The organism is Streptomyces spiramenti, assembly GCF_012034385.1.
In the GTDB taxonomy this organism is placed as follows: domain Bacteria; phylum Actinomycetota; class Actinomycetes; order Streptomycetales; family Streptomycetaceae; genus Streptomyces; species Streptomyces spiramenti.
Genome location: NZ_JAAVJB010000081.1, coordinates 1 through 20,161 on the forward strand (window position 1 = coordinate 1; position 20,161 = coordinate 20,161).

Sequence of the window (20,161 nt, forward strand, 5' to 3'; positions counted from 1 at the left end):
CCGCGGGAGCCCGGAGCGGGCGCCGCCCCGCTGCTGCCCGGGCCGCTGGTCCGGCCCGCCGGCTGCCCCGGCGGCATGGACGCGGACTCCCGGTTCGCCGCGGTCGCCACGCGCGCCTGCTGGACGGGGAAGCTTCCGTACGCCTTCATGGGCGCCGACTTCGGCTCCGTCCTCTTCGACGGCGTGGGGCGCACGCTGTGGGCCGACCCCGCGGGCGCCACCGCCTGCTTCACCCCCGACGGCACCGCGCTGGTGGTGGTGCAGGAGGAGGTCACGGCCTGGTTCCTCGCGGGGCTGGCCCGCCCCGGGCAGGCCATCGCCCCCCGGGCCCCGAACGGTCGGGGCCGGGCGCTGTTCACCCGGCTGCCGCTGCCGGAGACACCGGCGGAACGTCCCTGCTCCTACTGGCCGGTCCGCCTCGCCGCCGTCACCGACGAGGCGCGCGCCGTCGTCTTCTCGACCCAACTGGACCGGGGGACGGCCCGCCGCCGGCAGGTCGTCTGGCACTGCCCCGAGGAGGGCGCGCCCCCTGCCGCGCTGCTGCTGCCGCCGGGCCCCGGCCCGGCGGCAGCGCTCTCCGCGCTGGCCTTCGACCCTGCCGGCACGGTGATCGCGCGGGCCGTCCTCTCCGACGAGGCGCGGCTGCTCCTCGACGGGCTCGACGGCGAACCCCGCTGGCGGTACGCGCTGCCCGCCGGTGGTCGACGCGGGCCGCAGCGGCTGCACACCGCGTTCAGCGGCGACGGGTCCCGGGTCGCGGTCGCGGCGGCGGATGGTCGTTCCGTCGTGCTGGACACCGTCACCGGGCGGCCGGTCGGGGCGTTCCGCGAGCCGGGCCCCGCGCTCCAGGCGGTGGCGCTGGACCGCACCGGGACCCACGTCGCCCACGGCATGGCGGGCGACGGCCGGGGCCGGGTCGTGGTGCGCCGGGTCACCGACGGCACCGTGCTGCTGGAGTCCGGCCCCGGTGAGCTGCGGCAGCTCACCGACCTCGCCTTCTCCCCCGACGGGGAGGTCCTCGCCGCCTCCGGCGCCACCCACCGGCGCGACGCCGCGCTGTGGACGCTGCCGCTCTCCGGCCCCGAACCCGCTCCGCTGCCCCGGGTCGCCGTCCACGACCTGCCGCTGAGCGACCAGCCGCGTGGCTCGCTGCTCTGGACCCCCGACGGCCCGCGCGCCGTCTTCCCCGGAAGCCGGGGCGCCGGTGCGGTCTGGGACGGGACGACGGGGCGGGTGCTCGCGGACATACCGTTCGGAGCGGGCGAGGGGGCGGTGGCGCTCTCCCCGGACGGGCGCACGCTGGTCACCGTCACCCAGGCCGGCGCGCGACGCTGGCCGCTGTGACCCGGTCGCCACGGGCGCGCCGTCGCGCGGCCCCGTCGTGGTGCCGGGGCGCCGAGCGGGCTCGCCGCCGCGCGGTGCCGTTCGGTGAAGAACCGGGGCCGACCGCCCGAGCCGTGACCGGACCGGCACCGTACGTGTCCTCGCCGGCGTCGGGGCCGCCCCGGGCGGTCAGCCGGGGGAGACGGCCTCGTCGTTCGCACCGCCGCCGGATGTCCGACCGCTCCGCAGGCGGCCGTTATGTCCCGAGCCCGCGTGGTGTCGGGGCCGTGTGTGTGCTGTGAGTGCTCGCCCTCCGGGGGTGGCAGCGCCCCGGCCAGGCCCTAGGGTGTTGGCCACCTGCCTCCCCCACCCGGAAACACCCGACACCAGTTCGAGAAGCGTGACCAGCCGTGGACTACTGCGCAGCTTGCCGGCGCCATCTCAACGGAGCCCTCGCCTGCCCGGGATGCGGTCGCCCCGCCCCGGACGCCGCCCGTCCGCCCCACGGCCAGGGGGCGACGGGCCCGACGACTTCCGTCCCCGGGGACCCGGGCTTCGGCCACCCCGTCGCTCCGCCGGCCCCCGGGGGCGGAACCCCTCCGATCGACGCTGCCGCCTTCCCCCATCCCGGCGGCGCGCCCGCCTCGCCGACGCCGCACCCGCGCCCGGCGCACTCGGACCTCGATGCCCACGACCTCGGCGAGGTCTCGCTCGGCCGCCCCGCCGCCCGGTCCGGCCGGTCGCGGTCCGGCGCCCCGGTGCACGACGGCGAGGCCGGGGCGAACCCCGGGCGCGACGCCCGGCGTCGCAGCTCCCACCGCCGCCGTTCCGGCGGCGGGGTGCGCGCCGCGCTGGGGGCCGCGGTGGGCGTGGTGCTGCTGGCGGTGGCCGTGGTGGAACTCGGCGATGTCGTCTCCCCGTCCGACCCCACCTCCGACGAGGCCCGGCCGGTCGAGACCCACGGACCCGGGCCCGGACCGATACCGGGGGTGGAGGAAGAGGAGTCGGCCCGGGAGGCCGAACCTTCCCAGGACACCGCCGAACCCGACGCCACGGCCTCCGACGACGCCCCGGACTCCGACACTGACTCCGAGTCCGGACCCGAGGCCGAGCCGGAGCCCGAGGCGGAGCCGACGGGCGAGGTGCCTCCGACCCCGCAACCCCCCGCCGCCCCCGACCCCGACCCGGAGCAGGCGGAACCGGACCCACTGCCCACCGCGAGCGCCAGTGTCACCGCCCGCCCCACCGGCGGTTCGCAGCCCGCCCCGCCGGGCGGCGACGGGAGCAGCCCGCCGACGTCCGAGCCCGCGCCCTCCGACGAACCGGAGACGGAGGACGACGAAGAGGGCGAGGACGAGGAGGAGCCCGGCCGCGACTGCTGGTGGCTGTTCTTCTGCTGATCGCCACCGTCCCCGAGCCGCCCCCGTCGCGCCCGAGCCGCCCCCGTCGCGCCCGAGCCGCGCCCGCGACGCCGGGTCGCCACCGCCGGCCGACCGGACGGGACGCCGGACCCCGCTCGGCTGCCGGCTGCCGCCGGCAGCGCCCGAGGGCTGGTCGTTCGGATCCTGCACGGGGCCGCGGCGCCTGGCACGGCACCCCGCCGCGACGCCGGGTCGCGCGAGTACGACCGCGCACGAGCCGCGATCCGGCGCCCTGCGATGCGCCGCACCGGACGCCGCGGCCCGATCCACGACGATCCCGACGACACGCCCTGGGTCCTGTCCGGATAAATGGCGCCGGCAGGGCCCGCGGTGTCCGGTTCGGTGGATCGCACGGCGGGGCGTCGCAGCTCGTCCCCGTCGTACTCGCGCGCGCGAGGCTCCAACGCGGCGAGATGCCGTGCCGGGCGCGGCGGGCCGGGCGGGATTCATCAGACAGGGCCTAGGCTGGGCCCCATGTGTGGTCGCTATGTCGCCAGCAGGAGCCAGGAGGACCTGGCGTCGCTGTTCCACGTCGAGCACACCGGGGGAGAGGTCCTGGAGCCCGACTGGAACGTCGCTCCCACCAAGGAGGTGTACGCCGTCCTCGACCGGCCGCTGCGAGGCGCCGAGGACGACCGGCCGGTGCGGCAGCTGCGGACCCTGCGCTGGGGGCTGGTCCCGTCCTGGTCCACCTCCCCCGACGGCGGCGCCCGCATGATCAACGCCCGGGCCGAGACGCTGCACGAGAAGCCCTCCTACCGCCGCGCCTTCGCCGCGCGCCGCTGCCTGCTCCCCGCCGACGGCTACTACGAGTGGTCCACGGGGCGGGAGGAGCGGCGCGAGGAGGAGAAGGGCCGGCGCAAGCGGCCCCGGAAGCAGCCCTACTACGTGACCCCGCCGGACGGCGACGTCCTCGCGATGGCCGGGCTCTACGAGTTCTGGCGCGACCCGAAGCTGCCCGACGACCACCCCGGCGCGTGGTGGGTGACCTGCACCGTCGTGACCACCGAGGCCGAGACCGCCCAGCTGCCGGGCACCACCGCCGACGGCGGCAACCACCCCGACAGCCTCGCCGACATCCACCCCCGGATGCCGCTCGCGCTGCCCCGCGACCGCTGGGACGCCTGGCTCGACCCGCACACCACGGACGCCGAGGAACTGCGGCGCCTGCTGGAGCCGCCCCCGGAGGGCCACGTCCGCGCCTACCCCGTCCCCACCGCGGTCTCCAACGCGCGGAACAACGGCCCGGAGCTGATCTCCGAGCTGGCGGAGCCCGAGGTCGGCACACTGTTCTGATGACCCCCAGTCGCGAACCCGGCACCCGGGCCGCCGCCCCGGCGGAGCCCGCCCCGCCCGTCCCCACCCGCACCGAGACCGTTCCCACACCGACGGGCGACGCGCGCGTCACCTGGTACGCCGCGCCCGTGCCGCACACCGTGCTCGCCCTCGGCCACGGCGCGGGCGGCGGTGTCGGGGCCCGCGATCTCGTCGCGCTCGCGGCGGCACTGCCGCCGCTCGGTTGCACCGTGGCCCTCGTCGAGCAGCCCTGGCGGGTCGCCGGACGCCGCGTCGCCCCCGCGCCGCGCACCCTCGACACCGCCTGGCGGGAGCTGTGGCCGGCGTTGCGCGCCCCGGCGCTGCCCGTGGTCGCCGGCGGGCGCAGTGCGGGGGCGCGGGTCGCCTGCCGGACCGCCGCCGAGCTGGGGGCGGTCGCGGTGCTGGCACTGGCCTTCCCGCTGCACCCGCCCGGTCGCCCGGAGCGCAGCCGCGCGGCGGAACTCGACGCGGTCGGCGGGAGCGGACTGCCGCTGCTGGTCGTCCAGGGGGAGCGGGACGCGTTCGGCCGTCCCGAGGAGTTCCCCGCCGGGGCCGCCGTGGCGCCGGTGCCCGACGCCGACCACGGCTTCGCCGTGCCCCGGCGCGCCGCCACCACGCAGTCGGAGGCGATGCGCCGCCTCACGGCGGCCGTCGCGTCCTGGGTCCCGGTGGCCGGAGGCTCCTGACGCCGTCCCGGCCGAGGCCCGGAGTGACGGTCGTCGCACTCGCCCGCCTCCGGGGAATGCCCGCGACGGAAGCGGTGTTCCACCGGTCACAGGGCGGACCGGTGAGCGCGGACCGGAGCCGCCACGAGACTCCACCGGAGAGGACGGCGCCCATGGGATCGACCGCATGCCCCGCCCGGCCGCAGGCCACCGCAGCCGAGGTCGACTGGGCGACGCTCCGTCTCGCCGCGGGACTCGGCGGCGACACTCACCCCGAGTCGGCGAGGCGTCGTCTATCCTCCGAGACGGACGACCCCTTCGGCGGGTTCGTCACCGTCAGCGAGGAGGTGGGTCCGGTCAGCCAGACCGAGGGCGGCGACGCCGAGGAGAGCGCCGAGGAGCGCAGTGCCCGCTTCGAGCAGGAGGCGCTCGCCCATCTCGACCAGATGTACTCCGCCGCGCTGCGGATGACGCGCAACCCGGCGGACGCCGAGGACCTGGTCCAGGAGACCTACGCGAAGGCGTACGCCTCGTTCCACCAGTTCCGTCGAGGCACCAACCTCAAGGCGTGGCTCTACCGGATCCTGACCAACACCTTCATCAACTCCTACCGCAAGAAGCAGCGCGAACCCCAGCGCAGCGCCGCGGAGGAGATCGAGGACTGGCAGCTCGCCCGCGCCGAGTCCCACATGTCCACCGGGCTGAAGTCGGCGGAGTCCCAGGCGCTGGACCACCTCCCGGACTCGGACGTGAAGCAGGCGCTCCAGGCGATTCCGGAGGACTTCCGGATCGCGGTGTACCTCGCTGACGTCGAGGGCTTCGCCTACAAGGAGATCGCCGACATCATGGGAACCCCCATCGGCACGGTGATGTCCCGGTTGCACCGTGGCCGCAGGCAGCTGCGCGACATGCTGGGCGACTACGCCAGGGAGCGCGGGCTCGCCTCGGCCGGTGCGGAGAAAGGCGCGGAGTGATGAGCTGCGAGGAGCCGCACGAGACGGACTGCGGCGAGATCCTGGACCATCTCTACGAGTACCTCGACAGTGAGATGCCCGACGGTGACCGGGCCAAGTTCCGGCTCCACATGGACGAGTGCTCGCCCTGCCTGGAGAAGTACGGGCTGGAGCAGTCGGTGAAGAAGCTCGTGAAGCGGTGCTGCGGTCAGGACGACGTCCCCGCTGACCTGCGGGCCAAGGTGCTGGAGCGGATCGAGACGATCCGCGCCGGTGGCACCCCGACTGAGCCGCCACCAGGCTGACCCGCCGCTCGCCGGGCCCGGTCCGACCGGGCCCGGCGTCGTCGTGCCCGGTCCGACCTGGCCCGCGCCGCCGCTCGCCGGGCGACGCCGGGGCGTCTCACCCGCTCGGCAGAGCGCCGGCGTGGCGCGCCCTTCGGCCCGGCGCCGGCGTGCACGGTGCGCGCGGGGGCGCCCGACGACCGGTGGTCGACTGCGGTGTGCGCCGGCGTACCCCCGGGTGCCGGGGCTGTCGCGGCGTGGCTCCACCTGCGCGCCGGACCGTTCACCACCACCCCGGGGCACCTCGGACCGCCGCCATCGGCGACGGTCGGTTGGCCAGGGCTCGCGAGAGCGGGCAGGCTGTCCCATGCTGAGACCAGACTCCGCCGTGAAGGGTTGGATGACCCCCGGGGCGGACAGGAGTCTGAACGGACGACAGGCTCACTAGGCGGGAGCGGGCAGGGCATCGTGAGGATCTTCGGCAGGGTCCGGCAACGGCCGTCCACCGACTGGCGGCTGGCGACCAATCGCGCCTTCGCGCTGATGGACGACGGCCGCTACGAGGACGCGGGCGCGCTGCTGACGCGCGCCGCCGACCTGGAACCCTGGCTCTCGGAGTCCTGGTTCAACCTGGCGCTGCTCCACAAGTTCCGCCACGACTGGGAACAGGCGCGCGCTGCCGGTCTGCGCGCGGTGGCGCTGCTGGAGAAGAGCGTCGGCGCGCCGGACTGGTGGAACCTGGGCATCGCGGCGACCGCGCTGCAGGACTGGCCGCTCGCCCGCCGGGCGTGGGCCGCCTACGGGGTCGAGGTGCCGGGCGATGTGTCGGAGGAGCCGCAGTCCACCCGGCTGGGTGGCGCGGCGGTCCGGCTCTCCCCCGAGGGGGAGTCCGAGGTCGTCTGGGGCCGGCGCCTGGATCCGGCCCGGATAGAGGTGCGGAACATCCCGCTGCCGTCCTCCGGGCGCCGGTGGGGCGAGGTGGTGCTGCACGACGGCGTCCCCAACGGCGAGCGGACCACCGCCGCCAACGGGTGGACCTCCGTCTTCCCCGTCTTCGACGAGATCGAGCTGTGGGCGCCCTCGGCGGTGCCCACCTGGGTGGTGCTGCTGGGCGCGGCCAGCCCCCGCGACCGGGACGCGCTGGAGCGGCTCGCCGCCGACGCCGGGTACGCGGCGGAGGACTGGTCGTCCTCCGTGCGGCTGCTGTGCCGGAGCTGTTCGGAGAGCCGGATGCCGAGCGAGGAGGGCGACGGCCAGGCCCAGCACGACCCGCACGACCACAGCCTGCCGGGCCGCCCGGGGCCGCTGGGCCACACCGGCGCGGGCACCCTGTGGTCCCCCGAACGGGAGTGCGGGATCGCGGCCCCGGCCCCGCTGGTGCGCGGGCTCCTCGACAGCTGGGTCGCGGACAGCCCCGAGACCAGGGAGTGGCGCGACCTCGAAGAGGTCTGCTGACCCGAGGCGGGCTCCCCGGTGCCACGGCGGGCCGGAGCCGCCACCCCGTGCGCCCGTGCGGCCTCGGTTCCACGTCGTTGGTCTCCCACGCCCTCGTCCGACCGGCCTGCGGGTGCCCGCGCCTGCGGGCCGGGAGACGTGCGGCGGCGCCCCAGTAAGCTGTACGGGTTCGAGGGGCACCGGCCCCGGGCCCCGGCGTTCCGCCCCCGGCCCGGCGTCGCGGTACGTCGCACCGGTCACCCCGTCGCCCCGTCACGCCGTACCAGGAAGGTGGTCCCCGGACCATGCCGCAGCAGGACACCGGTCAGCAGGCCGACTCCGAGTTCGTCGACGACACCCAGGACTGCGCGGAGCGGGAGAAGGCCCACCTCGATCGCGGCACGGCCCGCCCGATCACCGTGGTGGGCAATCCGGTCCTGCACCAGGAGTGCCGCGACGTGACCGAGTTCGGTCCCGAACTCGCCGCTCTGGTGGACGACATGTTCGCCTCGCAACGCGCCGCCGAGGGGGTCGGCCTCGCCGCCAACCAGATCGGTGTGGATCTGAAGGTGTTCGTCTACGACTGCCCGGACGACGACGGGGTGCGCCACCTCGGTGTCGTCTGCAACCCGGTGCTGGAGGAGCTGCCCGCCGACACGCGGGTGCTCGACGACAGCAACGAGGGCTGCCTCTCGGTGCCGACCGCCTACATGGAGCTGGCCCGTCCCGACCTCGCGGTGGTCCGCGGCCAGGACGCCGAGGGCAACCCGATCCGGGTCCGGGGCACCGGCTACTTCGCCCGCTGCCTGCAGCACGAGACGGACCACCTCTACGGGTGGCTCTACATCGACCGGCTGTCCAAGCGTGAGCGCAAGGACGTGCTGAAGCAGATGGCCGAGAACACGCCGCGCTACGAGACCGTCCCCAACGACTGACCCCCTGCCGGCCAGTACATCGGCCGGTACCGCGGCGCCCGTCAGTGGACCGGTCCACTGACGGGCGTCTACCGGTGGTTGACGCGCGTCGACTCCTGGGTAACTCTCGTTGCGATCGCCCCATCACCCGGAGGAACGATGCTCAGACGTATGTCCCGGACTGCGGCCACATTTGTCATGGTCGCGACAGTCGGCCTCGTCGGTACCGCCGTCACCGGCGGCAGCGCGGTCGCCGCCCCGCTGCCCGCCGAGCGCCCCGCCGAGGCGTCGGCCGCCGACGCCAAGGGGGCCGACACCGCGGACGTCGGCACCCTCGACGCCTGCTACACCTGGAACCGGACCCTGAGCCAGGGCATGTCCGGCGCCGACGTGACCCAGCTCCAGATCCGGGTCGCGGGATACCCGGGCACCGGCCAGGTGCTCGCCATCGACGGCCAGTTCGGCCCCCACACCGCCCAGGCCGTCACCCGCTTCCAGCAGGCGTACGGCCTCGGCGCCGACGGCGTCGCCGGCCCCGCCACCTTCAACCAGATCTACGCCCTGCAGAGCGCCGACTGCTCCCCGGCCAACTTCACCTTCGCCGAGCTCAACCGCTGCAACTCCAACTGGTCCGGCGGCGCCGTGAGCGCGGCCACCGCCCGCGAGAACGCGAAGCGGACCATGTGGAAGCTCCAGGCCATGCGCCGTGCCATGGGCAACGCCCCGCTGAACATCAGCAGCGGCTTCCGCTCCGTCTCCTGCAACAACGCCGTCGGCGGCGCGAGCAACAGTCGCCACCTCTACGGTGACGCCGCCGACCTCGTCGGCAGCCACTCCTTCTGCCGTCTCGCCCAGGCCGCCCGCAACCACGGCTTCAACGGCATCCTGGGCCCCGGCTACCCGGGCCACAACGACCACACCCACGTCGACCACCGGGGCAGCCGCTTCTGGTCGGCCCCCAACTGCGGTATCTGACCCACCGGTCGCCCCGGTACCGGCCCCGCGGCCGGTACCGGGACGCAGCCCCTCACGACCGGCCGCGTGAGAGCGCGCCGCCGCCCGACCACCGGAGCCCCGCCGTGCGCCCCAGCCGCCCCGCGACCCGCCTCGCCGCCCTCGCCCTCCTCCCGCTGCTCCTCGCCACCGCCTGTTCCACGGCGGGGGAGGCACCGACGCCGCCCGACCCCGACCCCGCGGTGGAGTCGGACGACACCGAGCGGTCGGGCGGCTCCGACGCCACGGCCGTCGCCGAGGCGGTGCTGCCGACCGCCTCCCTCACCGCCGACCTGACGCTGCCCCTGGACGCGTACCACATCTCCGCCGAGGACCAACGGGTCCTGGAGGAGGCCCGGGACCTGCTGGTGACCGCGTGCATGGCGCGGTACGGCCAGGAGTACACCCCCGCCGACCACCGGGCGGCCGATCTCGGCACCCATCTCTACCTCTACGGCGTGGACGACGCCGGGATCGCCGCCGAGCACGGCTACATGCACCCCGTCGACCTCGACCCCGCCACCTACGCCCCCGCCTTCCCGCAGGAGCTCACCCCGGACCAGGAGCTGGCGCTCCACGGCGACCCGGGCCTGGACCTCGAACACCCCGAGACCCTGGAGGAGGCGCAGCGGATGTCGGGCCCCGAACTCGGCGGCGAACCCGTCCCCGTCACCGGCTGCCACGGCGAGGCGACCCTCACGGTCAACCGTCCCGACGCCGACTGGGTGGACCCCACCGTGATCCTCCAACTCGCCGACGAGGCAGCCCACCTCGCCGACGAGGACCCCCGGCTGGACACGCTGCTCGCCGACTGGTCGGCCTGCATGGCGGATCAGGGATGGGAGACCGACACCCCGCTGGAGGCCGCCGCTCAGCTCGGGCTCGGCGGGGACGTCTCCGGCACGGAGGCCCGCGAGGCCGCCGTCGCCGACGTCGGGTGCAAGGAGGAGACCGAGTTGGTCACGCGCTGGGCCGCGATCGACTCCGACCACCAGGCGACGGTGATCGAGGAGCACGCCGGGATGCTGGCCGACTACCGCGAGCAGCACGAGGAGCGCATGACCCGGGCCCGCGCCGTGCTGTGACCGGCCCCCCGGACCCCGTGGGCGTGGCAACGCGCGTCGGCGGGCAGCGGCGGCCGTCCGTCAGAAGTCCTCGTCGAGGTTGACCGTGCCCTCGACGGCGACCTGGTAGGCCGAGGCGCGCCGCTCGAAGAAGTTGGTCAGCTCCTGCACGTTCTGGAGCTCCATGAACGAGAACGGGTTCTGCGAACCGAAGACCGGATCCAGGCCGAGCCGGACCAGCCGCTGGTCCGCCACGCACTCCAGGTACTCGCGCATCGAGGCGGTGTTCATGCCCGGCAGGCCCTCGCCGCAGAGGTCGCGGGCGAACTGGAGCTCCGCCTCGACGGCCTCCTTGAGCATGTCCGTGACCTGCTGGTGCAGCGCGTCGTCGAAGAGCTCCGGCTCCTCGGCGCGGACGGTGTCGACCACGTGGAAGGCGAAGTCCATGTGGCAGGACTCGTCGCGGAACACCCAGTTGGTGCCGGTCGCCAGGCCGTGCAGCAGGCCCCGGGACCGGAACCAGTACACGTAGGCGAAGGCGCCGTAGAAGAACAGCCCCTCGATGCAGGCCGCGAAGCAGATCAGGTTCAGGAGGAACCGGCGACGGTCCTCCTTGGTCTCCAGCCGGTCGATCTTCTCGACGGAGTCCATCCACCGGAAGCAGAACTGCGCCTTCTCCCGGATGGAGGGGATCTTCTCCACCGCGGCGAACGCCTCGGCGCGCTCGTCCGGATCCGGCAGGTAGGTGTCGAGCAGCGTCAGGTAGAACTGGACGTGCACGGCCTCCTCGAAGAGCTGGCGCGAGAGGTAGAGCCGCGCCTCCGGGGAGTTGATGTGCTTGTAGAGCGTGAGCACCAGGTTGTTGGAGACGATCGAGTCACCGGTCGCGAAGAACGCCACCAGCCGGCCGATCATGTGCTGCTCGCCCGGGGAGAGCTTGGCCAGGTCCGTCACGTCGGAGTGGAGGTCGACCTCCTCCACGGTCCAGGTGTTCTTGATGGCGTCGCGGTACCGGTCGTAGAAGTCCGGGTACCGCATCGGCCGCAGCGTCAGCTCGAACCCGGGGTCGAGCAGGTTCTTGGTCCCGGTGGTCGCGGTGTGCGACGCACCGGTCTGGGGCGCCGGGTCGGAAACGGGGGCGGTCACTGGCATGCCTCGCATGATTCGGGGTTCTCGAGGGAGCAGGCGACGGCGTCTGCCTCGGCGGCCGTCTGCTGCGCGGGCACGGCGGCCGGCACAGCGGCGGCGCGTGCGGACTGCGCGATCCGGGTGGCAGGACGCGAACGCAGGTAGTACGTGGTCTTGATGCCGCGCTTCCAGGCGTACGCGTACATCGAGCTCAGCTTGCCGATGGTCGGCGCGGCCATGAACAGGTTGAGCGACTGGCTCTGGTCGAGGAACGGGGTCCGCTCGGCCGCCATGTCGATCAGCGCGCGCTGCGGCACCTCCCAGGCGGTGCGGTACAGGTGGCGGACGTCCTCCGGCAGCCCCGCCAGCTCCTGCACCGAGCCGTTGGCCTCGCGCAGCGCGTCACGGGTGGTGTCGTTCCACAGCCCCCGCTCCTTCAGCTCGTCCACCAGGTAGGTGTTGACCTGGAGGAACTCACCGCTGAGCGTCTCGCGCTTGAACAGGTTGGAGACCTGCGGCTCGATGCACTCGTAGACGCCCGCGATCGAGGCGATCGTCGCGGTCGGCGCGATCGCCAGCAGGAGCGAGTTGCGCATCCCGGTGCGGGAGATGCGGGAGCGCAGCTCGTCCCACCGCTCGGGCCAGGTGAGTTCGGCGTCGGGATAGTGGTCGGGGTGGAGCACGCCGCGGGCGGTGCGGGTGGCCTCCCAGCCCTGGTGCGGGCCGTGGCGCTCGGCGAGGTCCGCCGACGCGTGGTACGCGGCCAGCATGATCCGCTCGGAGATCCGGTTGGAGAGCCGCCGGGCCTCGGGGGAGTCGAAGGGCAGCTTCAACCGGAAGAAGACGTCCTGGAGGCCCATGAGGCCCAGGCCCACCGGCCGCCAGCGGGAGTTGGAGGCCCCGGCCTGCTCGGTCGGGTAGAAGTTGATGTCGACCACGCGGTCCAGGAAGGTCACGGCGGTGCGGACGGTGTCGTCCAGCCGCTCCCAGTCCATCTCGCCGCTCTCGCCCAGGTGCGCGGCCAGGTTGACCGACCCCAGGTTGCAGACGGCGGTCTCACCGTCGTCGGTGACCTCCAGGATCTCCGTGCAGAGGTTGGAGGAGTGCACGACCGCGCCGGGCTCCGCCGTCTGGTTGGCGGTGCGGTTGGCGGCGTCCTTGAAGGTCATCCAGCCGTTGCCGGTCTGCGCGAGGGTGCGCATCATCCGCGAGTACAGCTGGCGGGCGGGGGCGGTCCGGACCGCCTTGCCCTCGGCCTCGGCGCGGCGGTAGGCGGCGTCGAACTCGTCGCCCCAGAGGTCCACCAGCTCCGGCACGTCGGCGGGGGAGAACAGCGACCAGTCGCCGTCCGCCTCGACACGGCGCATGAACTCGTCCGGGATCCAGTGGGCGGTGTTCAGGTTGTGGGTGCGGCGGGCCTCCTCGCCGGTGTTGTCCCGCAGCTCCAGGAACTCCTCCAGGTCCGCGTGCCAGGTCTCCAGGTAGACGCAGGCGGCACCCTTGCGCCGGCCGCCCTGGTTGACCGCGGCGACGGAGGCGTCCAGCGTCCGGAGGAAGGGCACGATGCCGTTGGAGTGGCCGTTGGTGCCGCGGATCAGCGAACCGCGGGCGCGGATGCGGGAGTAGGAGAGCCCGATGCCGCCGGCGTGCTTGGAGAGCCGTGCCACCTGGTGGTACCGGTCGTAGATCGAGTCCAGCTCGTCCAGCGGCGAGTCCAGCAGGTAGCACGAGGACATCTGCGGGTGCCGGGTGCCGGAGTTGAAGAGGGTGGGGGAGGAAGGCAGGTAGGAGAGTGTGCTGGTGAGGCGGTACAGCTCGATGACGTCGCCCACCGCCCGCTCGCTCTCGTCCTCGGCGAGACCGCAGGCGACGCGCAGCAGGAAGTGCTGCGGGGTCTCGATCACCTTGCGGGTGATGGGGTGGCGCAGCAGGTAGCGCGACTGCACGGTGCGCAGGCCGAAGTAGCCGAAGCGGTCGTCCGCGCCGTCGTCCACGGCCGACTCGGCGAGCGCGTCGAGCCGTTCGGCGTGGCGGCGCACGAAGGCGGCGGTGGTGTCGCCGATCAGCCCCTCCCGGTGGCCGACGGCCACCGAGGCGGAGAAGGACACCGCGCCCTGGGTCGCGGCCTCCTCGCGGATGGCCAGCGTCAGCATCCGGGCCGCGAGCCGGGAGTACTGGGGCTCGTCCGCGATGAGACCGGCCGCCGCCTCGATGGCCAGCGACCGCAACTCGGCCGCGTCGGAGGCGGCGTTCCTGCCGCGCAGCGCGGCGGCGGCGACCCGGCCGGGTTCGGTGGCGCGGAGGTCGGCGGTGAGCCGGGTCAGCTCCTGGAGGAGGATGCCGCCGGGCTGGTCCTGCTCCTCGGGCGTCACTGCTGAGACGGGCTCCGCTGGTGCGATGGTCACGCGTTCTCCCTCGTGGCTCTCGGCCGTCGCGGGATCGGGCGGCGTACGCGGGAACAACACAGGGACCGCGTGCGCGGGCCCAATCCACGAGGCCCGGACGTCTTAAGCTTTCGCACAGGTGTTCGGGCTCGACGCCACGCCGGAATGGCGCTCACCGTTGCGGGACAGCCCCGGATTCACACCGGATTCCCCTGCTGCGACAGCACGGCCGATCATACATCTGGGGGCCGTCGGCGCACGCACCCCCATATCTTGTGTTCCCGGAGTGTCGATGGCGACTGTCGCGTCACGGCACGGCCGGGCCCGCCCGGCGCCTCGCGGGCCTTTCCCGGGGCGTGGCGGCGGCCCCGCGGGGCCGCCACGGGCCCGCCGTCACCGCGTGCCGGGCCGACTCGGGCGACCGCTCCCGGGGTGCTCCGGGAGCGCGCCGGAGTGTCCGGCGCGGTGGCGGGGAGGGGGCCGCGCACGCGTCGGGCGGCGGGCAGCAGCTTATGCCCCCGTGCCGTCGGCCGGATCGACGATCCGCTCCGCGGGCGGCTGTCGCGGCACCGCGGAGCGGCGAGTCGAAAGGCTTTGGTTCATCGCTCAACTACTGCTGCTTCGCGCGCTGTTGGCGCCGGTCCCGCCGCCCGGAGCCCGGTCCCGGGGCTGCCGCCGGCCGCGTGTCGCCCCGTGAGTACGCCGCGCGTGGCGCCCCGGGGAACGGGTACCTCAGGCGTTCGAGGGACCGCCCGCAAGGGGGAGTTGTGGGATCGGACACTCCGACCGGGGACGTGCCGCATGTCACAGCGGCACGTTCGGGCCTGCCGCCCCGAGGCCACCGACGGGGACGGATCCGCCGCACATCTGTGCCCGGGACAACGACGGTGCCCGGCGGGGGAGTCGAACTCCTCCGCCGGGCACCGGCTCACCGCGTGGCGCTCTCCGTGCGCTCGTGCGCCCACCGCCCTCAGCAGCAGCGCGCCCCGCCGTTGGGCCGCGCCGCGCGCTCCTCGGCTCGACAGCGCTCGAACGCGCCCCGGTCCAGCACCTCCGCGCGGGGGTCCTGCCGGCGGGCCCGCTCGCAGTAGCGGCGGTAGGCGTTGTCGCCGGTGATCTCTCCGAGCAGTTCGGTGAGGTACCACCGCACGCCGCCGAGGGCACGTCTCATCGGGGGCTTCCTCCGTCCTCGTCCCGGGCGCCGTCCGCCGCGCCCGACGCGTCGTCCGGAGCGCTGCCGGTGCCGTGCCCGCCGCCGAACTCGCCGGGGACGCCACCGGTGGAGGGCAGCCCGGCCGCGACCAGTTCCGCACGCTCCTCCTTGGTGGCGAGTATGCCGTCGGGGGCGATGATGCGCGAGGTGACGTGCGGCGTCTCGTGGTTGACCACCGTGTCCGGGTGGCGGAGCGACCGCACGCAGACCCGGGCGGCGTCCACGATGATCACGATGACCAGGACGGCGAAGACCGCCGAGATGACGCCGTTGACGGTGGCGTTGGTGACGACGGTCCGCATCTGGTCCTCGGTCTGGCCGCCGAGCGACTCCCCGGCCGCGATCGCGTCCCGGTACAGCGCGCGCTGCGCGAAGAAGCCGATGTCCGGGTCGGGGGAGAAAACCTTCTGCCAACTGGCGACCAGGGTCACCAGGGTGACCCAGAAGAGCGGCACCGCGGTGACCCACACGTACTTCACCCGGCCGGCCTTGATCATCAGCGTGGTGCAGATGGTGAGGGCGATGGCGGCCAGCAGCTGGTTGGAGATGCCGAAGACCGGGAAGAGCGAACGGATCCCGCCGAGCGGGTCGTTGACGCCCACCCAGAGGAAGTAGCCCCACAGCCCGGCGACGACACCGCTGGTGAGCAGGACGCCCGGCTTCCAGTTGTGGTCCCGGAACCGCGGGTACGCCTTGCCGGCGACCTCCTGGAGCATGAACCGGCCGATGCGCGTGCCCGAGTCGATCGTGGTGAGGATGAACAGGACCTCGAACATGATGGCGAAGTGATACCAGAAGGCCATCGCGGACTCGCCGCCGAGGAACTCGGCGAAGATCACCGCGACTCCCAGGGCGAAGGTGGGCGCGCCGCCGGTCTTCGACAGCAGGGAGTCGGCCTCGACCGACGCCGCGGCTGCCTGGAGTTGCTCGGGGGTGATGACGTACCCGAAGCCGGTGATGGTCTCGGCGGCGCTCTGGAAGGTGTCGCCGATGACCGAGGGCGGGGCGTTCATCGACAGGTACAGCCCCGGGTCCAGCACGCACGCGGCGATGATGGCGAGCACGGCGACGGAGGACTCCATCAGCATGCCGCCGTAGCCGATCGGACGGACCTGCGGCTCCTTCTGGAGCATCTTCGGCGTCGTGCCCGACGCCACCAGCGCGTGGAACCCCGACAGGGCACCGCACGCGATGGTGATGAAGACGAAGGGGAAGAGCGAACCCGCGAAGACGGGACCGTCCCCACGCGAGGCGAACTCGGTGACCGCGTCCATCTTCAGGGTCGGGTTGGCGACCAGCACGCCCACGAAGAGCAGACCGATGGTGCCGATCTTCAGGAAGGTCGAGAGGTAGTCGCGCGGCGCCAGCAGCAGCCACACCGGCAGGACCGACGCGATGAAGCCGTACGCGACGAGCCAGCCCACCAGCGCCTGCGGCGAGAGGGTGAAGAACTCCGCCCATGACGACTCGGCCACCCAGCGGCCCGCGATGATCGAGAACAGCAGCAGTGCGATGCCGATCGCGGTGATCTCCGCGACGCGTCCCGGCCGCAGGTACCGCAGGTACAGGCCCATGAAGATCGCGACCGGCATGGTCATCGCCGTGGAGAACGTCCCCCAGGGCGACTCGGCCAGCGCGTTGAGCACGACCAGGGCGAGCACACCCAGCAGGATGATCAGGATCGCGAAGACCGCGACCAGCGCCGCGATGCCGCCGACCGGGCCGATCTCGTCCCGGATCATCGAGCCGAGCGACTTGCCGTTGCGGCGCGAGGAGAAGAACAGGACGACCATGTCCTGCACGGCGCCCGCGAAGATGACACCGGCGATGATCCAGATGGTGCCCGGCAGGTACCCCATCTGCGCGGCGAGGACCGGGCCGACCAGCGGGCCCGCCCCGGAGATCGACGCGAAGTGGTGCCCGAGGAGCACGCGCCGGTCGGTGGGGTGGTAGTCCACCCCGTCGTTGAGGCGCTCCGCGGGCGTCGCCCGGGTGCGGTCCACCCGCAGCGCGCGGTAGGCGATGAACTTCGAGTAGAAGCGGTAGGCGATGGCGTAGGAGCCGAGCGCGGCGGCCACCATCCAGGCCGCCGAGACCTCTTCACCCCGGGATAGGGCGAGTACGGACCAGGCGGTCGCGCTCACCAGCGCGACCCCCGTCCAGATCACCACCGACTTGATGCGTACCTGTTGAAGCATGAGATTGTCCCGTTCCCTGCCTGTCGCACTGACGGACGTGGGGCGGCTCCGGCCGGGCCGTGCGGTCGGGGTGGCGGGGTGAGCGGCTCGCCACCGCCCGTGCAAGATCCACCGGGGACGCCTCAGGGCGGAATCTAGGCCCGAGGTCACGGCCAAGGCCATGGTCGGGACACAGTTCGGGGAATCTGCCCGATCCGTGCGCCCAGCGGGCGACGAACGGTCGCTCCGTGCGACGAGCGGTCCGGGGGCGCGGCGAGGTGTCCGGCGTCACTCCGGTGGACCTCCGTTTTCGGCCGCTCCCCGAGGTCGGCGATCGGCCACCGGCCGTGTGCGCGCCGCTCCGGGCGGCGTCCGGAGCGCGACCGTCGCCGACGCGCCCCGTCCCCACCGGCAGTGGCGGCAGTACGAACGGCCGCACCCCGCGCGGAGGGACCCGCGGGGTACGGCCGTGGCGGGTGGCCGTCGACGGCGGCCGGCGCCGGAGCGCTCAGCGGCGCGGACGCTCCAGGTTCGCGACGAACTTGTAGCGGTCGCCCCGGTAGACGGACCGGACCCACTCCACCGGTTCCCCGTCGGAGTCCCGCGAGTGCCGCGACAGCATGAGCATCGGCAGCCCGACGTCCGTGCCGAGCAGTCCCGCCTCGCGAGGGGTCGCCAACGAGGTCTCGATGGTCTCCTCGGCGAGTGCCAGGTGGACGTCGTAGACCTCCGCCAGCGCGGAGTAGAGCGAGGTGTACCGCACCAGGCTGCGCCGCAGCGCGGGGAACCGCGCCTGCGAGAGATGGGTGGTCTCGATGGCCATCGGCTCACCGCTGGCCAGCCGCAGCCGCTCGATCCGCAGCACCCGCCCGCCGGCCGGGATGTCGAGCAGGGTGCCGAGCCGGTCGTCGGCGGTGATGTACCCGATCTCCAGCAGTTGCGAGGTGGGCTCCAGTCCCTGGGCGCGCATGTCCTCCGTGTAGGAGGTCAGCTGGAGCGCCTGCGAGACCTTCGGCTTGGCGACGAAGGTGCCCTTCCCCTGGACGCGTTCCAGCCGCCCCTCGACCACGAGCTCCTGGAGCGCCTGCCGGACGGTGGTGCGCGAGGTGTCGAACTCCGCGGCCAGCGTCCGCTCCGGGGGGACCGGCGTGCCGGGGGGCAGTGTCTCGGTCATCTGTTGCAGGTGCCGTTTGAGACGGTAGTACTTTGGTACCCGCGCGGTCCTGGTGCGGTCGGCGGAGTCGGTGCCCGGTACGCTCGCGCCGAGCCTTCCCGAGGAGGCGAACGGCCCCCGGGCGTCCCCGGTGCCGCGCGTCCCGGGGTCCTTCTGTGCTGTCACCGGCTACCTCCGAAAATTCACGGCCCACATGGTGGCACGGTCTGGACCAGTGTCGCTGTCAGGTGCAGGTGTCGGTCCGGTAACGGACACCTGCGGGGCGGGGTACGCCACTTGACACTCCAAAGTGGTCTAGTCCACGCTTCAGGTCAACTGGTCTAAACCTCTTGACTACACCACTAAAGGCCGTCCCGTGACCAGGCGCAAGGGGTCCGGCCTTGCCCCCTAGGAGGGTGACGTGAAGCGCAAGCTGATTGCGGCCATAGGCGTCGCGGCGATGGCCGCATCGGTTGCCGCATGCGGCACCGGCGACGACGGTGGTTCCTCCAACGGCGGTGGTGGCGGTTCCGACGACGCCATCACTGTCTGGCTGATGACCGGCTCCGCGCCGGACGCGTGGCTCGAGGAGCTCAACACCGCGTTCGAGGACGAGCACGGCGTCGAGGTCAATGTCGAGATCCAGGAGTGGAACGGCATCCAGGAGCGGGTGACCACCGCCCTCTCCGAGGACGGCACCGTCGACGTGCTGGAGCTGGGCAACACCCAGACCCCCGCCTTCGCCGCCACCACCGGCCTGGCCGACCTCACCGACCTCAAGGGCGACCTCGGCTACGACGACTGGTTCCAGGGCCCGATCGCCACCGCGGAGCTCGACGGCCAGCTCTACGCCGCCCCGTGGTACACCGCCAACCGCGCGGTCATCTACGACAAGGACGTCTGGGAGGAGGCCGGCGCCGAGGTTCCCACCACGCGCGAGGAGCTCGTCGAGGCCCTCCAGCTCATCGAGGACAACACCGAGGCCCAGCCCATCTACCTGCCGGGTCAGAGCTACTACGTGCTCGGCGGCTTCCTGTGGGACGAGGGCGGCGACTTCGCCGTCGAGGACGGCGACGGCTGGGTCGGCGGGCTGAACACCCCCGAGGGCGAGGCCGCCATGGCCTACTACCAGGAGCTGCAGTCCTTCTCCGACTCGCCCACCGACAACGACGAGGCCAGCCCCCAGCAGGCCACCGAGGTCATCCCGCAGAGCGAGATCGCCACCTGGATCGGCCTGCCCTGGGAGGCCGACGGCGCCATCGAGGCCCTCACCGAGGCCGGCCGCGACGCCAACCTGGGCTACTTCCCGATTCCGGGCAAGACCGCCGACGAGCCCGGCAGTGTCTTCCTGGGCGGCTCCAACCTGGCCGTCGCCGAGCGCGGCGGCAACAAGGACATGGGCGTCGAGTGGCTCAAGATGGCCACCTCCGCCGAGTGGATGACCAAGTTCGCCGAGGCCACCCCGATGCTTCCCAACCAGGAGGCCGCGCTGCCCGAGGCGGAGGAGGGCTCCTTCGTCGAGGTCATGGGCCGGGCCGCCGACTACGGCAACTTCCCCCCGCTGGTCACCGGCTGGGCGAACGTCGAGGTCCTGCCGAACCCGATCAAGGAAATGATGACGGCGGTCCTGAACGGTGAGGACCACGCCGACGCCGCGGAGACCGCGGACGCCGAGATCACCGAACGGATCAACCGCGACTGACACGTCCGCCCGCGGGGCCGCCCATCCGGGCGGCCC

Annotated in this window: 16 protein-coding genes and 1 riboswitch; of the genes, 11 read left to right on the forward strand and 5 right to left on the reverse strand. The window is 73.3% G+C overall.

Features of this window, described 5'->3' with window-relative positions; translation table 11 throughout:
* The 10 genes from HCJ92_RS11950 to HCJ92_RS11995 all read left to right on the forward strand — a co-directional run.
* Nucleotides 1-1,344, forward strand: a 1,344-nt coding sequence (locus HCJ92_RS11950) for a WD40 repeat domain-containing protein (RefSeq protein WP_167933501.1), incomplete at its 5' end; no start/stop codon positions are given.
* A 389-nt stretch (nt 1,345-1,733) separates the two neighbouring features.
* Entirely contained in the window at nt 1,734-2,723 is a 990-nt protein-coding gene (locus HCJ92_RS25815; protein ID WP_420824701.1) for an SCO2400 family protein, read from the forward strand.
* A gap of 495 nt (nt 2,724-3,218) precedes the next feature.
* Nucleotides 3,219-4,040 (forward strand): SOS response-associated peptidase, encoded by an 822-nt coding sequence (locus tag HCJ92_RS11960; protein ID WP_167933503.1) that lies wholly within the window; start codon nt 3,219-3,221, stop codon nt 4,038-4,040.
* Nucleotides 4,040-4,747, forward strand: a complete 708-nt coding sequence (locus tag HCJ92_RS11965; protein WP_245240809.1) for an alpha/beta hydrolase family protein — start codon at nt 4,040-4,042, stop codon at nt 4,745-4,747. Before HCJ92_RS11960 ends, HCJ92_RS11965 begins: the two co-directional genes overlap by 1 nt.
* A 152-nt stretch (nt 4,748-4,899) precedes the next feature.
* Complete coding sequence (locus tag HCJ92_RS11970; RefSeq protein WP_209311020.1) at nt 4,900-5,700, forward strand: sigma-70 family RNA polymerase sigma factor; 801 nt, start codon at nt 4,900-4,902, stop codon at nt 5,698-5,700.
* Complete coding sequence (rsrA, locus tag HCJ92_RS11975; RefSeq protein WP_167933504.1) at nt 5,700-5,984, forward strand: mycothiol system anti-sigma-R factor; 285 nt, start codon at nt 5,700-5,702, stop codon at nt 5,982-5,984. The genes HCJ92_RS11970 and rsrA overlap by 1 nt, the downstream gene beginning before the upstream one ends.
* 447 nt (nt 5,985-6,431) lie before the next feature.
* Nucleotides 6,432-7,418, forward strand: a complete 987-nt coding sequence (locus tag HCJ92_RS11980) for a tetratricopeptide repeat protein (RefSeq protein ID WP_167933505.1) — start codon at nt 6,432-6,434, stop codon at nt 7,416-7,418.
* Nucleotides 7,419-7,702: 284 nt separating this feature from the next.
* On the forward strand, nt 7,703-8,332 hold the full coding sequence (def, locus tag HCJ92_RS11985) for a peptide deformylase (RefSeq protein ID WP_167933506.1): 630 nt from the start codon (nt 7,703-7,705) through the stop codon (nt 8,330-8,332).
* Nucleotides 8,333-8,470: 138 nt separating this feature from the next.
* Nucleotides 8,471-9,286 carry a D-Ala-D-Ala carboxypeptidase family metallohydrolase gene (locus tag HCJ92_RS11990; RefSeq protein WP_167933507.1) on the forward strand — a complete coding sequence of 272 codons (816 nt, stop codon included), beginning with the start codon at nt 8,471-8,473 and terminating at the stop codon, nt 9,284-9,286.
* Nucleotides 9,287-9,390: 104 nt separating this feature from the next.
* Nucleotides 9,391-10,389: a hypothetical protein gene (locus tag HCJ92_RS11995; protein WP_167933508.1), complete on the forward strand. Its 999-nt coding sequence runs from the start codon at nt 9,391-9,393 to the stop codon at nt 10,387-10,389.
* A 60-nt stretch (nt 10,390-10,449) separates the two neighbouring features.
* Here the strand turns inward: HCJ92_RS11995 and HCJ92_RS12000 are convergent, their stop codons facing one another.
* From HCJ92_RS12000 to HCJ92_RS12020, 5 genes are all read right to left on the reverse strand, one after another.
* A complete protein-coding gene (locus HCJ92_RS12000) occupies nt 10,450-11,520 on the reverse strand; it encodes a ribonucleotide-diphosphate reductase subunit beta (RefSeq protein ID WP_167933509.1) in 1,071 nt (356 codons plus the stop codon).
* Nucleotides 11,511-13,901 carry a ribonucleoside-diphosphate reductase subunit alpha gene (locus HCJ92_RS12005; protein WP_167933510.1) on the reverse strand — a complete coding sequence of 797 codons (2,391 nt, stop codon included), beginning with the start codon at nt 13,899-13,901 and terminating at the stop codon, nt 11,511-11,513. The genes HCJ92_RS12000 and HCJ92_RS12005 overlap by 10 nt, the downstream gene beginning before the upstream one ends.
* 96 nt (nt 13,902-13,997) lie before the next feature.
* Nucleotides 13,998-14,126: riboswitch (cobalamin riboswitch) on the reverse strand.
* A gap of 724 nt (nt 14,127-14,850) precedes the next feature.
* On the reverse strand, nt 14,851-15,051 hold the full coding sequence (locus HCJ92_RS12010) for a YbdD/YjiX family protein (protein ID WP_167933511.1): 201 nt from the start codon (nt 15,049-15,051) through the stop codon (nt 14,851-14,853).
* Entirely contained in the window at nt 15,048-17,291 is a 2,244-nt protein-coding gene (locus HCJ92_RS12015) for a carbon starvation CstA family protein (protein ID WP_167933512.1), read from the reverse strand. The genes HCJ92_RS12010 and HCJ92_RS12015 overlap by 4 nt, the downstream gene beginning before the upstream one ends.
* A gap of 487 nt (nt 17,292-17,778) precedes the next feature.
* A complete protein-coding gene (locus HCJ92_RS12020) occupies nt 17,779-18,609 on the reverse strand; it encodes a UTRA domain-containing protein (RefSeq protein WP_167933513.1) in 831 nt (276 codons plus the stop codon).
* Between the two features lie 235 nt (nt 18,610-18,844).
* On the opposite strand from HCJ92_RS12020, the gene HCJ92_RS12025 reads away from it, so the two are divergent.
* The gene (locus HCJ92_RS12025) at nt 18,845-20,125 is read left to right on the forward strand and encodes an extracellular solute-binding protein (protein WP_167933514.1); all 1,281 of its coding nucleotides are present in this window, start codon (nt 18,845-18,847) and stop codon (nt 20,123-20,125) included.
* The last annotated feature ends 36 nt before the right edge of the window (nt 20,126-20,161 follow it).

Excerpts from the sequence above, each read along its gene's own strand:
- HCJ92_RS11965 (WP_245240809.1), top strand. The coding sequence starts at position 4,040 with ATGACCCCCAGTCGCGAACCCGGCACCCGGGCCGCCGCCCCGGCGGAG.
- HCJ92_RS12015 (WP_167933512.1), bottom strand. The coding sequence starts at position 17,291 with ATGCTTCAACAGGTACGCATCAAGTCGGTGGTGATCTGGACGGGGGTC.
- HCJ92_RS11970 (WP_209311020.1), top strand. The coding sequence starts at position 4,900 with ATGGGATCGACCGCATGCCCCGCCCGGCCGCAGGCCACCGCAGCCGAG.
- HCJ92_RS11960 (WP_167933503.1), top strand. The coding sequence starts at position 3,219 with ATGTGTGGTCGCTATGTCGCCAGCAGGAGCCAGGAGGACCTGGCGTCG.
- def (WP_167933506.1), top strand. The coding sequence starts at position 7,703 with ATGCCGCAGCAGGACACCGGTCAGCAGGCCGACTCCGAGTTCGTCGAC.
- HCJ92_RS12000 (WP_167933509.1), bottom strand. The coding sequence starts at position 11,520 with ATGCCAGTGACCGCCCCCGTTTCCGACCCGGCGCCCCAGACCGGTGCG.
- HCJ92_RS11990 (WP_167933507.1), top strand. The coding sequence starts at position 8,471 with ATGCTCAGACGTATGTCCCGGACTGCGGCCACATTTGTCATGGTCGCG.
- rsrA (WP_167933504.1), top strand. The coding sequence starts at position 5,700 with ATGAGCTGCGAGGAGCCGCACGAGACGGACTGCGGCGAGATCCTGGAC.
- HCJ92_RS12010 (WP_167933511.1), bottom strand. The coding sequence starts at position 15,051 with ATGAGACGTGCCCTCGGCGGCGTGCGGTGGTACCTCACCGAACTGCTC.